This is a genomic window from Burkholderia sp. AW33-5 (assembly GCF_053427615.1).
Genome location: NZ_JBSAXA010000003.1, coordinates 25842 through 42826, shown reverse-complemented (window position 1 = coordinate 42826; position 16985 = coordinate 25842). Strand labels below are relative to the sequence as shown.

12 protein-coding genes are annotated in these 16985 nt (G+C 67.0%); 6 read left to right on the top strand and 6 right to left on the bottom strand.

All coding sequences use genetic code 11. The features are described 5' to 3' along the window. The first annotated feature begins 2 nt into the window (after window positions 1-2). Genes ACV22V_RS06890 through tssJ form a run of 6 tightly spaced genes read left to right on the top strand, consistent with a single transcriptional unit; the run spans window position 3 to window position 9851 of the window. Window positions 3-1241 (top strand): hypothetical protein, encoded by a 1239-nt coding sequence (locus tag ACV22V_RS06890; RefSeq protein WP_448013337.1) that lies wholly within the window; start codon window positions 3-5, stop codon window positions 1239-1241. Next, on the top strand, window positions 1238-4786 hold the full coding sequence (locus ACV22V_RS06885) for an ImcF-related family protein (RefSeq protein ID WP_448013336.1): 3549 nt from the start codon (window positions 1238-1240) through the stop codon (window positions 4784-4786). Before ACV22V_RS06890 ends, ACV22V_RS06885 begins: the two co-directional genes overlap by 4 nt. Further along, window positions 4786-6366, top strand: coding sequence for a type VI secretion system protein TssA (gene tssA / locus ACV22V_RS06880; RefSeq protein WP_448013335.1), 1581 nt, complete (start codon window positions 4786-4788; stop codon window positions 6364-6366). The genes ACV22V_RS06885 and tssA overlap by 1 nt, the downstream gene beginning before the upstream one ends. 12 nt (window positions 6367-6378) lie before the next feature. After that, on the top strand, window positions 6379-8193 hold the full coding sequence (gene tssF / locus ACV22V_RS06875; RefSeq protein WP_448013334.1) for a type VI secretion system baseplate subunit TssF: 1815 nt from the start codon (window positions 6379-6381) through the stop codon (window positions 8191-8193). Next, on the top strand, window positions 8190-9311 hold the full coding sequence (tssG, locus tag ACV22V_RS06870; protein WP_448013333.1) for a type VI secretion system baseplate subunit TssG: 1122 nt from the start codon (window positions 8190-8192) through the stop codon (window positions 9309-9311). The genes tssF and tssG overlap by 4 nt, the downstream gene beginning before the upstream one ends. A gap of 12 nt (window positions 9312-9323) precedes the next feature. Further along, on the top strand, window positions 9324-9851 hold the full coding sequence (gene tssJ / locus ACV22V_RS06865; protein WP_448013332.1) for a type VI secretion system lipoprotein TssJ: 528 nt from the start codon (window positions 9324-9326) through the stop codon (window positions 9849-9851). Between the two features lie 115 nt (window positions 9852-9966). On the opposite strand, the gene ACV22V_RS06860 is transcribed toward tssJ, so the two are convergent. The 6 genes from ACV22V_RS06860 to ACV22V_RS06835 all read right to left on the bottom strand — a co-directional run bounded on the left by ACV22V_RS06860 (window position 9967) and on the right by ACV22V_RS06835 (window position 16791). After that, window positions 9967-10896: an ABC transporter substrate-binding protein gene (locus ACV22V_RS06860; protein ID WP_448013331.1), complete on the bottom strand. Its 930-nt coding sequence runs from the start codon at window positions 10894-10896 to the stop codon at window positions 9967-9969. A gap of 34 nt (window positions 10897-10930) precedes the next feature. Continuing rightward, window positions 10931-12712, bottom strand: coding sequence for an amino acid ABC transporter permease/ATP-binding protein (locus tag ACV22V_RS06855; protein WP_448013330.1), 1782 nt, complete (start codon window positions 12710-12712; stop codon window positions 10931-10933). A 59-nt stretch (window positions 12713-12771) separates the two neighbouring features. Then, entirely contained in the window at window positions 12772-14130 is a 1359-nt protein-coding gene (locus ACV22V_RS06850) for an LLM class flavin-dependent oxidoreductase (RefSeq protein ID WP_059525539.1), read from the bottom strand. Between the two features lie 7 nt (window positions 14131-14137). Next, window positions 14138-15187 (bottom strand): LLM class flavin-dependent oxidoreductase, encoded by a 1050-nt coding sequence (locus ACV22V_RS06845; protein ID WP_448013329.1) that lies wholly within the window; start codon window positions 15185-15187, stop codon window positions 14138-14140. A 38-nt stretch (window positions 15188-15225) separates the two neighbouring features. Further along, window positions 15226-16167, bottom strand: a complete 942-nt coding sequence (locus ACV22V_RS06840; RefSeq protein WP_059525535.1) for an ABC transporter substrate-binding protein — start codon at window positions 16165-16167, stop codon at window positions 15226-15228. A gap of 63 nt (window positions 16168-16230) precedes the next feature. After that, window positions 16231-16791 (bottom strand): GNAT family N-acetyltransferase, encoded by a 561-nt coding sequence (locus tag ACV22V_RS06835; protein WP_059525532.1) that lies wholly within the window; start codon window positions 16789-16791, stop codon window positions 16231-16233. Between the last annotated feature and the right edge of the window lie 194 nt (window positions 16792-16985).

Below are 16985 nucleotides of genomic sequence, written 5' to 3'. Positions count from 1 at the left end.
CGATGCCCGTCGATTTCAATCGCGTGCCGCCGCGAGTCGCGGTACCGTCCGCGCCGCAGCCGTCGATGCTCGTCTGGACGAGCCTGCTCGTACTCATGATGGGCGCGGGGGCAGCGCTGGCGATCATGCTCTGGCCTGCGGGCGCGCCGACGAACACACTATGGTTTGGGTTCTGTCTCGCGGGCTACCCGTTTATGGCGTGGGCATTTCTGCTGTGTGCTTGGCTCGGGTATGGCTATGTCCGTCGCAATCAGGCGATTGCGTTTAACCGCATCAGCGATGAGGCGGAGCAGCGGTGTCACGCTGTTGCAGGCAGGCCGCTCGCGATACTGGGCCATGCCTGGTGTTTCGCCGCAGACGATTCGGAAAACTCGCTCGAAGGAATACTGACTGGAACTGAACCGGCGAAGCTTCGGCCAAGCGGCGCAGTCGCGGATACTGAAATCAATGCACGTTGGCTCGACATTCCTGAGATGCATTTTCAGCCGGGCAACGAACTCGCTGAACACATCCGGCATCACGCCGTTTGTACGTGGCTGCTCGAACGCTTGATCGACCGTCTCCTGCCACAGCTCCAGAGGCTTCCGCCGCAAACGAAGCTTCAAATCGAACTGCATCATCGATCCCGGTTGAAATCCGAGGCTGTCGAGGTCCAGCTACGGGAAGTGCTTTCGAAACGCGTGGCCGTGTTGAAGGTGGGCATCGTGCCGGGTGAGCACACGATTCCGCTCTTCCGGACAGACGCGTGGCATGACAAGCGAGACGTCAACATAGCCCATCTGATGATCGCCGTTGAGCTTCGCGATGCGATTAGTGCCGTCTTATCGGACGGCGTTGCCGAAGCGGGTGTTGCGCTGCTCGTTGGGCACCCACGCGTTACGTCGTCGGCCATGCCGGTCGGGCTATGGCTGCATCGCCCTGCCAAAGGTGCTTTTGATGCTGCTGCCCGGACTATCGAGCTTGCCGCCCGTTGGGGCCGGTCCTCGTGCGATCGTATGCGCACGGTTTGGGCGCATGGTCTGACTGGCGACAAAGGGAGTGCCGTTCGGCAAGCCGCATCATTTCCGAACGAGACTCGATGGATTGCGCTTGAGTCATCGGTGGGTGACTGTTCGGGCGCGGGGGCGTGGTTGGCCGTGGTCCTTGCCGCAGAGAACGCGCAGACCACCGGTGACCCGCAATTGGTGCTGTGTGGCGAAGACGAGGGACTCATCGCCCTTATGTGCAGAAAGCAGACATGAACGACAACAAGAACGATAACAAAACCTTACGGGCAGGCCTCTTTATTGGCATCGCGGTTGTCATTATCTTCCTTGCGCTCGGTATTGCGGTATGGGTGAAGGGGACTCGTTACGGGTGGTCTCGCGATACCCGGATCATCGCCGAGCTTTCCCTGTTTTCGGTCTTGCTGGTGGTGATACTGCTGGTCAAGTACTTAGAGGGTGCGCTGCTTTGGATTGCCTCGCTGAGAGCTGCTCGTTGGTTTGCTCGATATGGCGCCAGCAAGCGCGCCACGTCCGTCGACCAATACGATCCGGATGAATCACCGGGACAAGTTGACGGAGCTGCTATGCTGCGTAATAACCTGCGCGACCGTCACGGCTGGCGCTGGCGCTACCGGGATCGCTGGGTGCTGGTTGCCGGCGACGAACCGCTCGTCAAGCGCCTGGCACCAGGCCTCGCCGACGCCGGCTACGCGATCACAGGCGACACCGTCCTGCTCTACGCGAAACAAACGAGCAACACGCTCGACGCAGAATGGCTCGACCAGATCCGCCGCCTGCGCCGTCGCCGCCCGGTCGACGCGATCGTCGCGGTGACGCGTAACCGCAGCACGGCCCATGCGCCGTTCGACGCCGACAACCTCTCGCAGCGGCTCGCCCGTCACGCACGCGCACTGCATTGGGCCGCGCCCGCATATCTGCTCAACGTCACGGATTTCGGCGACGAAACGTCGAGTCCCGACGAAGCGATCGGCTTCACGTGGGTGAACGCGTGCATCAAGGCCGACGAGATCGACGCTTCGTTGGGCGACCTCGCCTACAACCTCGCGGACGTGGGCGTCGTGCGTTTGACGAAGGATGCGGGTGACCGCTATCCCGCCGAGCTGTCGCGGCATATTTCGGATATGCGCGTCGCGTTGTCGAGATTGGTGCTGCAAACCGCCCAGTCCCGCGTCTGGCGGCACGCGGTTCATGGCGTCCTGTTCGCACCGTTGTTCAAGGCGCGGGAACTGGCACCTCCGGCATCCGGCGCCCCGGAAGACGACGAGTTGCCGCTCGGCCCGCAACATCGAACGATCTGGCAGATGGTCGCCGAGCACAGTCGCAAGATCCACGGCCGCCGGGTCGGCTTCTCGCTGTCGACGATGGCCGCGTGGCTCACCACGACTCTGATCGGTATGTGGATCGTCGGTACGATGGTGTCGGGCTTCACGAACCGTGCGACGATTCAGGCAGCCGGGGACACGCTCACGAAGCTGTCGGGAACGCAGGATCGCACCCAGGCGATGTTGACGCTGGACCGTCTCGACAAGCAGATCGACACGCTCGAAGTCCATCGGCGCGACGGCGCCCCCTGGCTGACCCGTTTCGGCCTGAACCGCGACGGCGCGCTGCTCGACGCACTGTGGCCCCGCTACGCCGACGTGGCGAGCCGCATCCTCGTTGCACCGATCCGTCAGAAGCTCGAGGAACGCCTGCATCAGCTCGCGTCCCTGTCGGACGCTGAGATCGCCAGCGGCGGGAATGCGCAAGTACAGGCCGCCTACGACACGCTGAAGGCCTACCTGATGCTCGCGAAGCCCGAACGCGCTGTCGCGTCATTCCTGACACCGCAGCTCGCTGCAACGGCGGCTCCCGTGCGACCTGGCAACTCGCCGCTATCGTCGGGCGCCTGGGAAGACCTGCGCCAGCACACGATTGCCTTCTTCGCTGACCATTTGGGCCGCGGTGGATTGCCGGCAATCACCCCGGATCTCGGCCTCGTTGCTTCGACCCGCCAGACGGTCATTGGCGTGCGCGGCATCCAGAACTCGACCGACGCTGTGTACCAGCAGATCCTCGACGACGCGAAGGCCAAATATCCGCCCGTGTCGCTCGCGACACTGCTAGGCGATACGACCAGCCGCGGCCTGTTCAACACGACGGCGACGGTCCCGGGCGTGTTCACGCGCGCCGCGTGGGACGAACGGATCGCGAAGGCGATCGACGAAGCGAGCGAGCGGCAAAACGCTGCGGGCGACTGGGTGTTATCCGACGTCAAGACTACCCAGGCCACCCCGTCGACCTTGAAAACCGACCTGCGCCAGCGTTACTTCGACGACTACGCGCGCGCCTGGGCGCTGTTCCTCAACGGCCTGCGCTGGCAACCCGCCGCAACGCTGTCGGCCACGGCCGACCAGCTGACGCTGTTGGGCGACCCGCAACGCTCGCCGCTCGTCGCGCTGATGAACGCAGTCGTCTACCAGGCCGGCACGGGCGCGAATGCGCAGTCGCTGGCCGACAACCTGATCAACAAGGCGCAGCAACTTGTCGGCGGCAGCGAGAAGGACCCGTCGAAGCAGGCTCAGCCGCAGCTTGCGCCGCTTGCCACGGTTTTCGGCCCGATCTTGCGCCTGACCGGCAGTGATCTTATGTCAGGTTCGCCAGGCAACGGCAAAGCCGCCGCGCAGCTCGCCGCGACCGGAGACCTGAGTCTCGCGCGCTACCTCGAGCGGGTCACTGCGATGCGGCTCAAGGCGTCGCAGATCGTTTCCGGTGCCGATCCGGACGCGATGGCGCGTCTGGCTGCGCAGTCGGTGCTGCAGGGCAAGACATCCGACATCGCCGACAGCCGCGACTACGCAAGCCGGTTGGCCGCCAGCCTGGGCGAGCAGTGGTCGGGGTTCGGCGAACTGTTCCGCGCGCCGTTCGATCAGTCGTGGCAGGTCGTCGTGCAGCCGGCCGCCGCGAGCCTGAACGAGATCTGGCGCACCGCGATCCTGGCCGACTGGAACAGGGCATTCGGCGGCCGCTATCCGTTCGCCGACTCCGACAACGATGCGTCGTTACCCGAAATGGCGCGCTTCATGCGCCCGGACAACGGCGTGATCACGCAGTTCGTCATGACGCAGCTGGCCGGCGTCATCGAGCGGCAGGGCGACCGGTGGGTGGCCGCGCAGGGCGCCGACCACGGCGCGCTGACGATCGATCCGGGCTTCCTCGCCAGCCTGAACAAGCTCACGCGAATCTCGACGGTGCTGTTCCCGTCCGGCGACGCGCGCGTGCGCTATGAGTTGCAGGCGGTGCCGACACCGGGCGTCACCGACATGCGGTTCGTGCTGTCCGGACGCGAATTGCACTACTTCAACCAGAAGCAGGAGTGGACGCCGTTCGAGTGGCCGGGCCAGTCGCTGGAAAACCTGTCGCACATCGAATGGCAGACCGAGCAGGGCGGCTTGCGTACCGCGCTGGATTCGCAGGGCCGATTCGGCCTGATCCGGCTGCTGGAGCGTGCGAAGGTGTCGCAGCAGGACGGCGCGCGCTATCTGCTGACCTGGACGCCGGATACGAGTCAAGGCATTCCGCTCAGGGTGCAGCTACGCAGCGAGACGGGCGCGGGGCCGCTGGACGTGCTGCAGTTGCGCAACTTCACGCTACCGAAGCGAATCTTCGTGACAGGCTCGACAAAATCGGGGCCGAAGCTTTCGTCCAGCAATCCACCGCCGTTACCGGCATCGATGATCGCGGCGGCGAAACACGCCGCGGTGCCCTTGCCGCGTGGTACGTTTTCGGAGGTCGAATAATGCTGGGTGGACTGTTCAAGAGCCTCTTTCCGGCGCGCGACGACGCCGAGCAACTCGTGCGTGCACGGCTCGACACATGGAGTGCATGGTTGCAGCCGCTTGCCGGCGAGGGCGGGGTCGGCCGCGATCCCGGCTACGAGGACGTATTCTTCGCGCTTCGGGAAGAAACGCAAAAGCTTTCCGGTATCGATGACGGACTGATCGTCCGATCCTGCGAACAGCTGCTCAAGGAAACCGGCAAGGATCTGCGTCTGGCGGGCTACCACGCGTTTGCGCGGTTGCGGCAGGACGGCCCCGCCGGTTTCGCGGACGGACTCGAGCTGGCGGCCGCGCTCGTCGACCGGTTCGGAGAAGCGGTGCTGCCCGCGCGCGCCGAGGCAAAGAAGGGCGCGCTCGAAATGCTGGCCACCGCGCGCGTGCTCGAGCTGCTGGAAAGTCGCGGCGAGTTCGCGCCCGCCGATCTCGAGCGGGCGCTCGCCGCGCTCGATGTGCTGGTCGCCATCACCGGCGCGTGGCCAGACGCAGCGCGCCCGAACCTGCAGCCGCTCGTCTCTCGTTTCGAGCGCAATGGCAAAGCGCCGCGCAGCATGGAAACCGAGACGGTTGCGTCGACAACCACAACCGCGTCGACGACGTCCGGCGCGATAGCGTCGACACGCGATTTGCTGGATCAGGCGCGCACGATGGCGGTGTGGCTGCGCAGCCAGGAGAACGGCTACCTGCCGTCGGTGCGGCTCGTACGCAGCATCCGCTGGGACACGCTGCACGAGGTGCCGCCGGCGGACGCAGCATCGCATACGCGGCTCGTATCACCACGTGGCGAACTGAGGCAGCAGATGAAACGGCTTGTGCTGCAGAAGCAGTGGCACGAACTGCTCGAACGCGTCGAAGGCGCGTTCATGGAAGGCGTCAATCACCTGTGGTTCGACCTGCAGTACTTCCAGCATGTCGCACTCGACCACGTCGGTGCGCCGTACAGCACATGGCGCGAACTGCTGCGCGCGGACTTCGCGCTGTTCCTCGAACGCTTGCCGGGCATCGAGCGGCTGGCGTTCAACGACGGCACGCCGTTCGCTGACGACACGACGCTCGAATGGATCGCGCGGCACGCGGTTGTGCGAGACCTCGAAGCGGGTGAGGCCGTCGTCCCGCTGCCCGTATCGGCCGACAGCGAGGGCGATGCCACCGGCGACTGGCCGGAAATCGAGGCGCAGGCGCGCGACGCGACCGCGCGTGAAGGCGTCGAGGCCGCATTCGCGTGGCTCGAAGCGCTGCCGGGCATGAAGACCGAACGCCACCGCTATCTGCAACGGCTCGTGATGGCGCGCGTTGCCGATCATGCCGGCCGTCCTGACACGGCGCTCGCGCTGCTTGCCGAGCTCGATACGTCATCCCGGGCGCTGCCGCTGATGCGCTGGGAGCCGGCGCTCGTGTTCGAGGTCAAGCAACAGCTCGTTCGTGCATTGAAAGCGATGAGCAACCGCAAGGACGCCGACAAACCGGCACTTGCGCGCCGCATCGGCGAACTGCAGGCGGAACTGACCGTGCTGGACCCGGCGCGCGCCCTGACCCTCTCATAAGAACGAAGATCAATGCAAAACGACGACCCGATCCTGCGCTACTACGAAGCGGAAATGCGCTATCTGCGCGAGTCCGGCAAGGAATTCGCGAAGGCGCATCCCGATCGCGCACGCCTGCTCAACCTCGATCGCGTCGGCGATCGCGACCCCTATGTCGAGCGGCTTTTCGAAGGCTTTGCATTCCTGACCGGTCGGCTTCGGCAGAAGCTCGACGACGAACTGCCGGAACTCACCGAAGGGCTCGTGAGCCTGCTCTGGCCGCATTATCTGCGGATGATTCCGTCGCTGTCGGTGGTCGAACTGATCCCGCTCGCGGAAAAGCTTCAGAAGACCGAGGTGGTGCCGGCCGGCGTGCCGGTGCGTGCCGCGCCGATTGCCGTGCCGCTTGCACCCGGTGCCGAGGGCACGGCACCGAGAACCGTGCAGTGCCTGTACCGAACCACGCAGGCTGTCGCGCTACAACCGGTCGCCATTACGCACGCCGGACCGTTCGTCCGTTACGACGGACGGTCGGTGATCCGGCTTGGCTTTGCGCTGGACGGCTCGGCACTTCGCAAGGAAACGGATTTGTCGCGGCTGCGCCTGCACCTGAATGCGGATCTGCCGACCGCGTTCGCGATGCATCTCGCGCTCACGCGGCAGGTCGATGCGATCCAGTGGCGCATTCCGGAAGTCCGCGACGGCGAAGCGGTGCCGCTCGCCGGCGTGACGATCGAGCCGGCCGGTTTCTCGGCCGAAGAGCGGTTGTGGCCCAAGGCCGATGCGGCCTTTTCCGGCTATCAGATGCTGCTCGAATACTTCACGTTCCGCGAGAAATTTCTGTTCGTCGACCTGTGCGGACTGGACATCGCGAAGCTGCCCGAAAGTTCGACCCGCTTCGAGCTGGAGATCGTACTGACGCATGCCTATCCGTCGGACCAGCGCTTCACCGCGGAGAACGTGCGACTGTTCTGCTCGCCCGTGATCAACCTGTTCGAACTGGATGCGGAGCCGATCGAGATCGACCATCACGAAACCGAATATCGCGTGGTGCCGGCCGGCCATCAAGGCGAGCACGTCGAAACCTATTCGGTCGACGCGATCGCGACGTTCGACCACGACTCGGCCGAACGCTACGAATATGTGCCGTTCGCGACGTTCCGGCACCGCGGCGGCATGCTGCGACACGAGGCGCCGGAGCGCTATTTCCACACGCGCGTGCGACCGGGGGTGTCGGGGCTGCATGAAACCTGGGTGATTCTCGGCGGACACGCGTGGGAGACGATGGACACGCTGCCGGAAGAAAGCCTGTCGCTGCGCGTGACGGGAACGAATGGCCTGTTGCCGCGCAAGGGGCTGCGTGAAGCCAGTCTCAACGAGCTCGCGGCCAGCACGCCGAACGTCGCGGGCGTGCGCAATCTCGTGTCGCCGACGCTGCCGCTGTATCCGCCGACGGAGGACCGCTTCCAGTGGCGCGTGCTGTCGCATCTTGCGCCGAATTTTCTGTCGATGATGAACGCGGAAGTGCTGCGCGGGGCGCTCGCGCTGTATGACTGGACCGACGATGAGCTGAACCGCCGGCGGCTGGCGGGCATTCTGTGGGTTTCGCAGGAATTGCTCGAGGAAGTAACCGGCGGCTCGGTCGAGCGCGGCGTACTGATCGAGGTGACGCTCGATTCGCATGCGTTCGCGGGCGAGGGTGACGTGATGCTGTTCGGCGAGTTGCTGCATCGCTTCTTTGCACAATACGCGGAGATCAACCTGTTCACGAAGCTGTCGATCATCAGCCTGCCGTCGCAGGCCCGGACCGTTTGGCCGCGCAGCAAGGCGCAACGGGCACCGCTATGAAGCCGCACGCCCCGCAGGAAGTCCCCTTGGGGGACGCATTGCCGAATCTCGAGCCGCTGGTCGCGTCGCTGCTGGCCCGCGCGCCACGCATTAACTTCATGCAGCTTTGCAGGCTGCTCGAGGTGCGGGTGCCTGACTTGCCGGGCTTGGGCACGCAGGACACGGCCGAGCATGAGCGCGTGCGCTTCCGGCCGCGGCCGCGCGTCGGCTTTCCGGCGGGAGAAATCTCGGCGGTAGAGTTTGACGACGAGCGTCCCGATGCGCCGCCGACCGTACGCACGACGTTCATGGGCCTGTATGGTGTCGACGCGGCGATGCCGCCGCACATGATCGACGAGATCGTGTTGCGCGAGGAGGGGCATGAGGTCGTCGAAGCGTTTCTTGACCAGTTCAATCACCGCTACGTCACGCTGCTGTACCGCGCGTGGAAGAAATACCGCTACCCGGAAAGCTTCCGCCCGGGCGGCAGCGACGCGCATTCGCGCAACCTGCTGTGCCTGGCCGGCTTCGGGTGGGGCGACAAGCCGCGGCGCGCCGGCCTGCCGGATTCGCGATTGCTCTCGCTGCTGGGGCTGCTGATCCAGCACACGCGCACGCCCGAAGGTCTGACCGGCGTCATCGCACTGGCCGTACCCGGTATCGAGGTGCGCGTCGACGAGTTCTTTCCAGTGGCTATGCGCGTCGGACAAGCGCAGCCGCTGACGTCGGCCGGCCAGTTTGCCGGTTCATCGGAAGAGGGCAGGCGCCGGGGCCTCGGCGGCGGCTACGTGCTGGGCAAACGGATGGCCTATCGCAGTCGCGGGGTGCGTGTGACGCTGCGGCCGGCGGATGTGCAGCGGGCCCGCGATCTCCTGCCTGGCGCGTGGCTGCATCGTGAGTTGATGGCGTTCGTGCAGTTGTATGTTGGCGTCAAGGCCGACGTGCACCTGCGCATGGAATTGTCGTCGCGTCATGCGCCGCAACCGACGATCGGTCCGGCACATGCCGATCTGGCGCCGCGCCTCGGATGGACGACCGTGCTGCCCGCCGACGAAGAGCGCGTGATCAACATCGCGCTCGGCGTCTATGAAGCGTTTCCTGCGCCCGGGACCAATCCACACCTGACACAACATGTTTGACCAGAGAAGACCATGACTATCCGCTTCGCCGTTTCGACCCTTGCATCCGTTCTGCTGCTGTCGGCATGCGGCGCATGGCAAACCGTCTCCGATGCCTCGTCGAGCGCCTACCGCACTGTCTTCTTCAAGCAGGTCAAGGTGCTCAACATCGATTTGTCGGCACGCGAGGCGTTGAATCCGGACGACGCCGGCCGCCCGACGTCGGTTGCGGTGCGCGTGTATCAATTGAAGGACCGCAAGATGTTCGATGGCGCGTCCTACAACGACCTGCTGAAGAACGATCGGACAATGCTTGTGCAGGATCTGCAGGCCAACATGGCGACGGTCCTGAATCCGGGCGCGGCCGCGAGCCTCTCGCAGCCGATACAGGCCGACACGAAGTATGTCGCGATCGTTGCGTTCTACCGCAACCCTGGAAGCGGCGATGACTGGAAGGTCGTGATCGAGAAGAAGAAGCTCGACGCAGACAAGCCGTTGAAGCTCGAACTGGTCGATCAGCTTCTGCTTTCTGCCGGGGCATCTGAGAATGCATCCCGGTGATCAATTGCATGTGAACGGCAATCAGGTGGCGACGACGGACGTGAAACTGGCCGGGCGCAACGTTGTCCGTGACAGGTTCGGCACCGCATGGCGTGCCCGCCATGACGCCGCACCGTCAAAACGACGGCAACCCCGGCGGATTCGTCTCCGCGCGCGCGACCGCCTCGCTTTGCAACCCCCAGCGCGCCAGCGCCTGCCCGTAGCGGCCGTTGCCGATCAGCGCGTTCGTCGCGAGCGTCAGCGCCGGCGCGAGCCCGCTGCCGCGACGCGTCGCGATCGCGACATCCGCATTCGCCGGCCAGCCCGCGTTGACGACGCCGACCCGACGAATCCTGCCGTCGCGCGCGGCCTCGTAAGCCAGCGACGCGTTCGGGTTCAGCTCGGCGTCGGCGCGGCCCGACAGCAACGCGACGCGGGCTGCCGCATCGTCGTCGAAATAGAGCAGTTCGGTCGCCTTCAGCCCTTGCGCGACGTTGCGTCGGCTCCATTCGAGCAGGATGCGCTCCTGGCTCGTGCCCGCACCCGTGATGACGCGCAGGCCCGCGACGTCCTTCGGCTCGGCAATCTTTGCGATCGGGCTCGCGGTGCGCACGTAGAAGCCGTGCAGCCCGAGCCGATAGGTCGTGAAATCGTATTTCTCCTTGCGCTTCTCGGTCACGCCGACGTTCGAGATCACGGCGTCGTACTTGCCCGACGTGAGCCCGAGCGGCCAGTCGGCCCACGCGATCGGCACCAGCACCAGCGTGCGGCCGAGCGCGTCCGCGACGAGCTGCGCATAGTCGGGATCGGCGCCCACGACCGTGCGCGCGTCGGTCGCATAGGTCGACACCGGCGGTGCGTGCGGCGAAATCGCAACCGTGAACGCGCCGTCGCGTACCCAGCGATAGTTGCCTGCCGCGCGAATCGCCGCATCGTCGCGCGACGCACGGATCCGGCCGGCCTGACGCGGATCGAGATCGGCGGTCGCGGCCGCGTCGGCCGCGTGCCACCGGAGGCCGGCGGCGGCCGCGAGCGCGGCGCTCATGAACTGGCGTCGGTCGATCATCGTCGGTTGCCTCGGAGGTCGTGAGCGGCGTGCATCAGAGCACCCGCGACAGGAACGCGCGCGTGCGCGGATGGGCCGGCGCGTCGAGCACGACGGCGGGCGGGCCCGACTCGACGATGCGGCCGCGCTCCATGAACAGCACGTTGTCCGCGACTTCGCGCGCGAAGCCGATCTCGTGCGTGACGATCACGAGCGTGGTGCCCGAGCGCGCCAGCTCCTTGATCACGTCGAGCACTTCGTTGACCAGTTCGGGATCGAGCGCCGACGTCGGTTCGTCGAACAGCAGCACCTTCGGGCGCAACGCGAGCGCCCGCGCAATCGCGACGCGCTGCTGCTGGCCGCCGGACAGCTGGCGCGGGTAGGCATCGGCCTTGTCCGCGAGGCCGACGCGCGCGAGCAGCGTGCGCGCGGTGCGCTCGGCGGCCTCGCGCGTGACGCCGCCGACGGCGACCGGCGCCTCGATCAGGTTCTCGAGCACCGTCAGGTGCGGAAACAGGTTGAAGTTCTGGAACACCATTCCGACCGCCGTGCGCCGCTTCAGCACGTCGCGCTCCTTCAGCTCGTGCAGCACGTCGCCGTCGCGCCGATAGCCGATCAGCTCGCCGTCGATGTCGATGAAGCCGTCGTCGACGCGTTCGAGATGGTTGATCGTGCGCAGCAGCGTCGACTTGCCCGAGCCGGACGGCCCGACGATCACCGTCACGCTGCCGCGCGGCGCGACGAACGACACGTTGTCGAGCACGCGCTGCATGCCGAACTGCTTCGACACGTTGTGCACGGCGACCTCGCCGCCGGTGCGCGGCACTGGCGCGTCAGCGTTGCCCTGAAACGTCGCATCGGCCGTTGCGCTGTGCGTTGCCGCACGCCGCCGCAGCGCACCGATGCGCGCCAGCACGAACGTCAGCGCCGACGGCGGCGGATTGCGCAGCGCACCGCGCGCATAGTGGCGCTCGACCTGCACCTGGATCGCGGACAGCACGGTCAGGATGATCAGGTACCAGACGGTCGCGACCATCAGCAGCGGAATCACTTCCAGATTGCGGCGATAGATCACCTGCACCGTGTAGAACAGTTCGGGCATCGCGAGCACGTAGACCATCGATGTGCCTTTCGCGAGCGTGATCAGGTCGTTGAACGCGGTCGGCAGGATCGCGCGCATCGCCTGCGGCAACACGATGCGCGTGGTCTGGCGGCCGCGCGGCAGGCCGAGCGCGGCGGCCGCTTCGAGCTGCCCCTGGTCGACCGCGAGAATGCCGCCGCGAATCACTTCCGCGGAAAACGCCGCGTGGTTCAGCGTGAGGCCGAGCACGGCCGCGAGGAACGGGCTGATCAGGTCGGTGGTCGGCGTGTCGAACCACACGATGTCGGTGAACGGCACGCCGAGCCGCACGTGTTCGTACAGGTAGCCGAGATTGTTCAGGATCAGCAGCAGCACGATCAGCGGAATCGAGCGGAACAACCAGACGAACGTCCACGCGCTCGCGGCGAGCAGGCGCGAGCGCGACAGCCGGGCCAGCGCGACGAGCGCGCCGAGCGCGAAGCCGAACACCGCGCCGAGCAGCGTCAGCACCAGCGTGCGCGCGAGCCCGGACAGCACCGGCGGCGACAGGAACCATTCGGCGAACACCGGCCAGCCCCATTGCGGGTTGCCGAGAATCGAATGCAGCGCGAGCGCGATCAGCACGAGCGCGAGCACGGTGCCGACCGTGCGCGACCGGTGCCGGGCCGGCACGATGCGCGGGCGCGTGCCGGCGTCGCGGGCGGGGGCGGAAGTGAGCGGCGGCAGTGTGCCGCCGAGATGGGTCGTGTCGCTCATGTCGGTGAGGGTCCTCGATCGGGTTGGCCGGATGCGCCGCGCGAGGCGGCGCGCAGGCGTCAGGCGTGCGCTTCGGCCGCGTCGCCCTGTTTGCGCACCGCGCCGGGCGCCGCGTGGCGGCTCGCCTTGCGCGGCAGGCCGAGGTGGTCGCGCAGCGTGCTGCCCGGCAGGTCGCGGCGGTATCGGCCGCGCGCCTCGAGCACCGGAATCACGAGTTCGACGAAGTCGTCGACGCCCTGGGCCTGCACCGGGAAGCCGAGGATGAAGCCGTCGCCGGCTCCGGCGTCGTGCCAGCGGATCAGCTCGTCGGCGACGTGCTCGGCCGTACCGATGAAGTTCGGGCGCGGCGTCGCGACGGCGAGTGCCGTCTCGCGCAGCGTGAGGTGCTTGCGCTTCGCGTCGGCCTTGATCCGGTCGGTGGTCGAGCGGAAGCTGTTGCGGCCGATATCGCCGAGTTCGGGGAACGGTGCGTCGAGCGCGTACTGTGTGAAATCGTGGTGATCGAAATAGCGGCCGAGATACGCGAGCGCCTCGTCGATCGTCAGCAGGTCGCGGATCGCCTGGTACTTGTCTTCGGCCTCGGCGGCCGTGCGGCCGACGATCGGCCCGACGCCGGGGAAGATCTTCACGTCGCCCGGCTGCCGCCCGTGCTCGACTGCGCTTTGCTTCACGCGCCGCGTGAACGCGGCCGTTTCGTCGAGCGACGGCGAATGCGTGAATACGGCGTCCGCGTACTTGCCCGCGAGCCCGATGCCGGTGTCGGACGAGCCGGCCTGGAAGATCACCGGCTGCCCCTGCGGCGAGCGCTGGATGTTCAGCGGGCCGGCGACCTGGAAGAAGCGGCCGTGATGATCGAGCGTATGGAGCTTGTCGCGATCGAAGAAGCGCCCGCTCGCGCGATCGCGCACGAACGCGTCGTCGTCCCAGCTGTCCCACAGCCCCTGCACGACGTCGAGGTATTCGTCGGCGATTTCGTAGCGCAGTTCGTGATCGGGATGCGCCTTGCCGAAATTCTTCGCGGTGCCTTCGAGCGGCGTCGTGACGACGTTCCAGCCCGCGCGCCCGCCGCTGATCGCGTCGAGCGACGCGAGCTGGCGCGCGACCGTGAACGGCTCGCTGTACGACGTCGAGATCGTGCCCGCGAGGCCGATCTTCTTCGTCGCGACCGCGAGCGCCGACAGCACGGTGAGCGGCTCGAAGCGGTTCAGGAAGTGCGGGATCGACTTCTCGTTGATGTAGAGGCCGTCCGCGACGAACGCGAACGCGATGCCGGCGGCTTCCGCCTTGCGCGCGATGCCGATCGCGAAGTCGAGGTTGATGCTCGCGTCCGGCGGGTTGCTCGGATGCCGCCACGCGTTCATGTGGCTGCCTGCGCCTTGCAGCATCAGGCCGAAGGGAATCGATCGTCGGGTCGTCATGGGAGCGTCACGCGTTCTGGTCGGGGGAAGGAAAACGTTCGGCGGCGAGGGCCGCCTGCACGGGCGTGATCGACTGCGCGCCGCCGAGCCATTCGGCCGACGCGAGCCGCGCCGCGTAGTCGGTCACCGGCGAGTCGATCACGAATGCATCGACGTCGAGCCGCCGGCTCAGCGCGTCGAGCGCGCGGTGCACGCGTTCGGGCGTATCGGCCAGCACGGTCGGGCGCAGCTCGTCGATCCGGTAGTCGGACGCGCCGCTCTGCCGCGCGAATTCGGCGGCGGCCTGCGCGCTCGCCAGATTGAAGCTCTGGCCGCCGGCGAATTGCAGCTTGAAGATCTTCAGCGGCCCGATCAGTTGCTCGGCTTCGTCGCGGGTCGGCGCGGCGACGGCGTACAGCGCGACGATCGGGCGTGTGCCGCCCGCGTCGCGGTACGCGGCCAGCGAGCGTTCGAGGTTCGCGTCGTCGCCGTTGAAGTGTCCCGCGTAGCAGAAGCGCCAGCCGTGGCGGGCGGCGAGCGCGCCGCTGTCGGGCGAGCCGCCGAGCAGGATGCGTTCGGGCGCGTGCGGCGGTACCGGCATCGCGACCGCGCCGGCGAGCGGATGATCCTCGGCGACGCCCCAGCCGAGGAACGCGTCGAGTTCCGCGAGCTGGCCCGCGAAGTCGGGCTTCTTCGCCTTGTCGTGAAACCACTGCAGCGCGCGCGTGGTCAGCGGCAATCCGCCGGGCGCCTTGCCGATGCCGAGATCGACGCGGCCCGGCCCGAGCGCGGCGAGCAGCTTGAACGACTCGGCGACCTTGAACGGGCTGTAGTGCTGCAGCATCACGCCGCCCGAACCGACGCGAATGCGCGACGTGTGCGCGAGCAGGTGCGCGACGACGATCTCGGGCGCGGAGCTCGCGAAGCCCGGCGCGCCGTGATGCTCGGCGACCCAGAAGCGCTCGTAGCCGAGCTGTTCCGCGCGGCGCGCGAGGGTCGTCGTGAAACGCAGCGCGTCGGCGGCGGTCGCGCCGTCGGCGATCGGGCTTTTGTCCAGCAATGAAAGCGAATAAGACATGGTGTCGGCGTTCCTGCGAGGGCGTGGACGGGCGGCGCTCAGCTCTTCGGCAAGCCCGGCGGATTCGTGCGCGACTGGTCGATCGCTTCGGAGGCGAGGTTCCAGCGGTCGAGGATCTGCTGATAGCGGCCGTTCCGGATCAGTCCGTTCAGCGCGACCGTCAGCGGCTCGGCGAGCCCGCTGCCGCGGCGCGTCGCGATCGCGATGTCGGCCGTGCGCGGCCAGCCGCCGCTGATCGCGCCGACGAGGCGCGTCTTGCCCTGCTGCGCGCTCTGGTAGGCGAGCACCGAGTTCACGCTGAACACGGCATCGGCGCGGCCCGACTGCACGGCGACGATGCGCATCGCCTGGTCGTCGTAGTACTGGACCTGCACGGGCTTCAGGCCGTGCGCGACGTTCTCGCGATCCCACGCGAGCAGGATCTTTTCCTGGTTGGTGCCGGCATCGGTGACGATGCGCAGCCCCGCGACGTCCTTCGGCTCGCGGATCGACTGGATCTTGCTGTCGTTGCGCACGTAGAAGCCGACCTGGTCCTTGCGGTAGGTCGAGAAATCGAACTTCTGCTTGCGCTCCTCGGTGACGGTGACGTTCGAGATCACCGCGTCGACTTTCCCCGATTCGAGCGCGAGCGGCCAGTCGGCCCATGCGAGCGGGACGATCTTCAGCTTCCGGCCGAGGCTGTCGGACACGAGCTGGCCGACGTCCGCGTCGAAGCCGATCACCGTGCGCGCGTCGGTCGCATACGAGCTGATCGGCGGCAGGCTCGGCGCGACGCCGATCGTCAGCGTGCCGGCTTCGGCGAACCTGAACGACGCGGGCACCGCGCGCTCGACGGCCGCATCGGCCGCACCGCGCGGGCGGCCACGTTGCTCGGGGCTGAGGTCGAAGGTCGCGGCGGCCGCGGCGATCGCGGTCACGCCGATCAGCGCGGCGGCCAGCGTGCGGAGCGCACGCGGCGTGAAGGGTACGGCTCGTTGCATGGATGGGTCCTGTCGTTTCGTGTCTTGGGGAACGGAAGAGCGGAATCGGGTGGCGCGGGGCGTTCAGCGCGGCAGCACGGCTTCGGGAAGCGGCGCCCACAGGTCGGCGAGCGTCGACGTGCGCGACGGATCGGCGAGATCCTTGCCGAAGCGCAGGTGGAAATACGCTTCCGGATCGATCGACGAATCGAACAGCCGCGTATAGCCGGTGCGGTCGTACAGCGCCCACGCTTCGGGCTGGCGAAAGCCGGTGGTCAGGTACACGCGTCGATAGCCCTGCTGCGCGGCGCGCAGTTCGAGCGCATCGACGATCAGGCGCGCGAGCCCCTGGCGGCGCAGGTCCGCGCGGGTCCAGATGCGTTTGAGTTCGGCGGTCTGCGCGTCGTAGCGCTTGAATGCGCCGCCGCCGATCGTTTCGCCGTCGCGCAGCAGCAGCACGAACGCGCCTTCGGGCGGCGCGAACAGCTCGGCCGGGTAGCGCGCGAGTTCGTCGCGTGCGGACGCGCGGCTGTCGGGGCGATACGCGTCGTAGCGCGTCGCGTATTCGTCGATCAGCGCGTCGACCAGCGGCTGGGCGCGGACGTCGAGCGGTGTCGTGTCGATGAGGCGGTCGTTCGTGGCCATGGGCATCGCGAAGGGCGCGCGATGCGGACGTTCCTGGCGGGGGCCTGCCACACGGCCCGTCCGGTCTGCTCCGTTATCGCGACGCGGTTGTCGTGATGACGGCGGCCGCGGTGCTTCCTGCGTTGCATCCGGCGTGCCGCCGCCGTTTCGAACACGTTAGCGGCGCGGCCGGCAAAGACGAACGAAGCAATTTC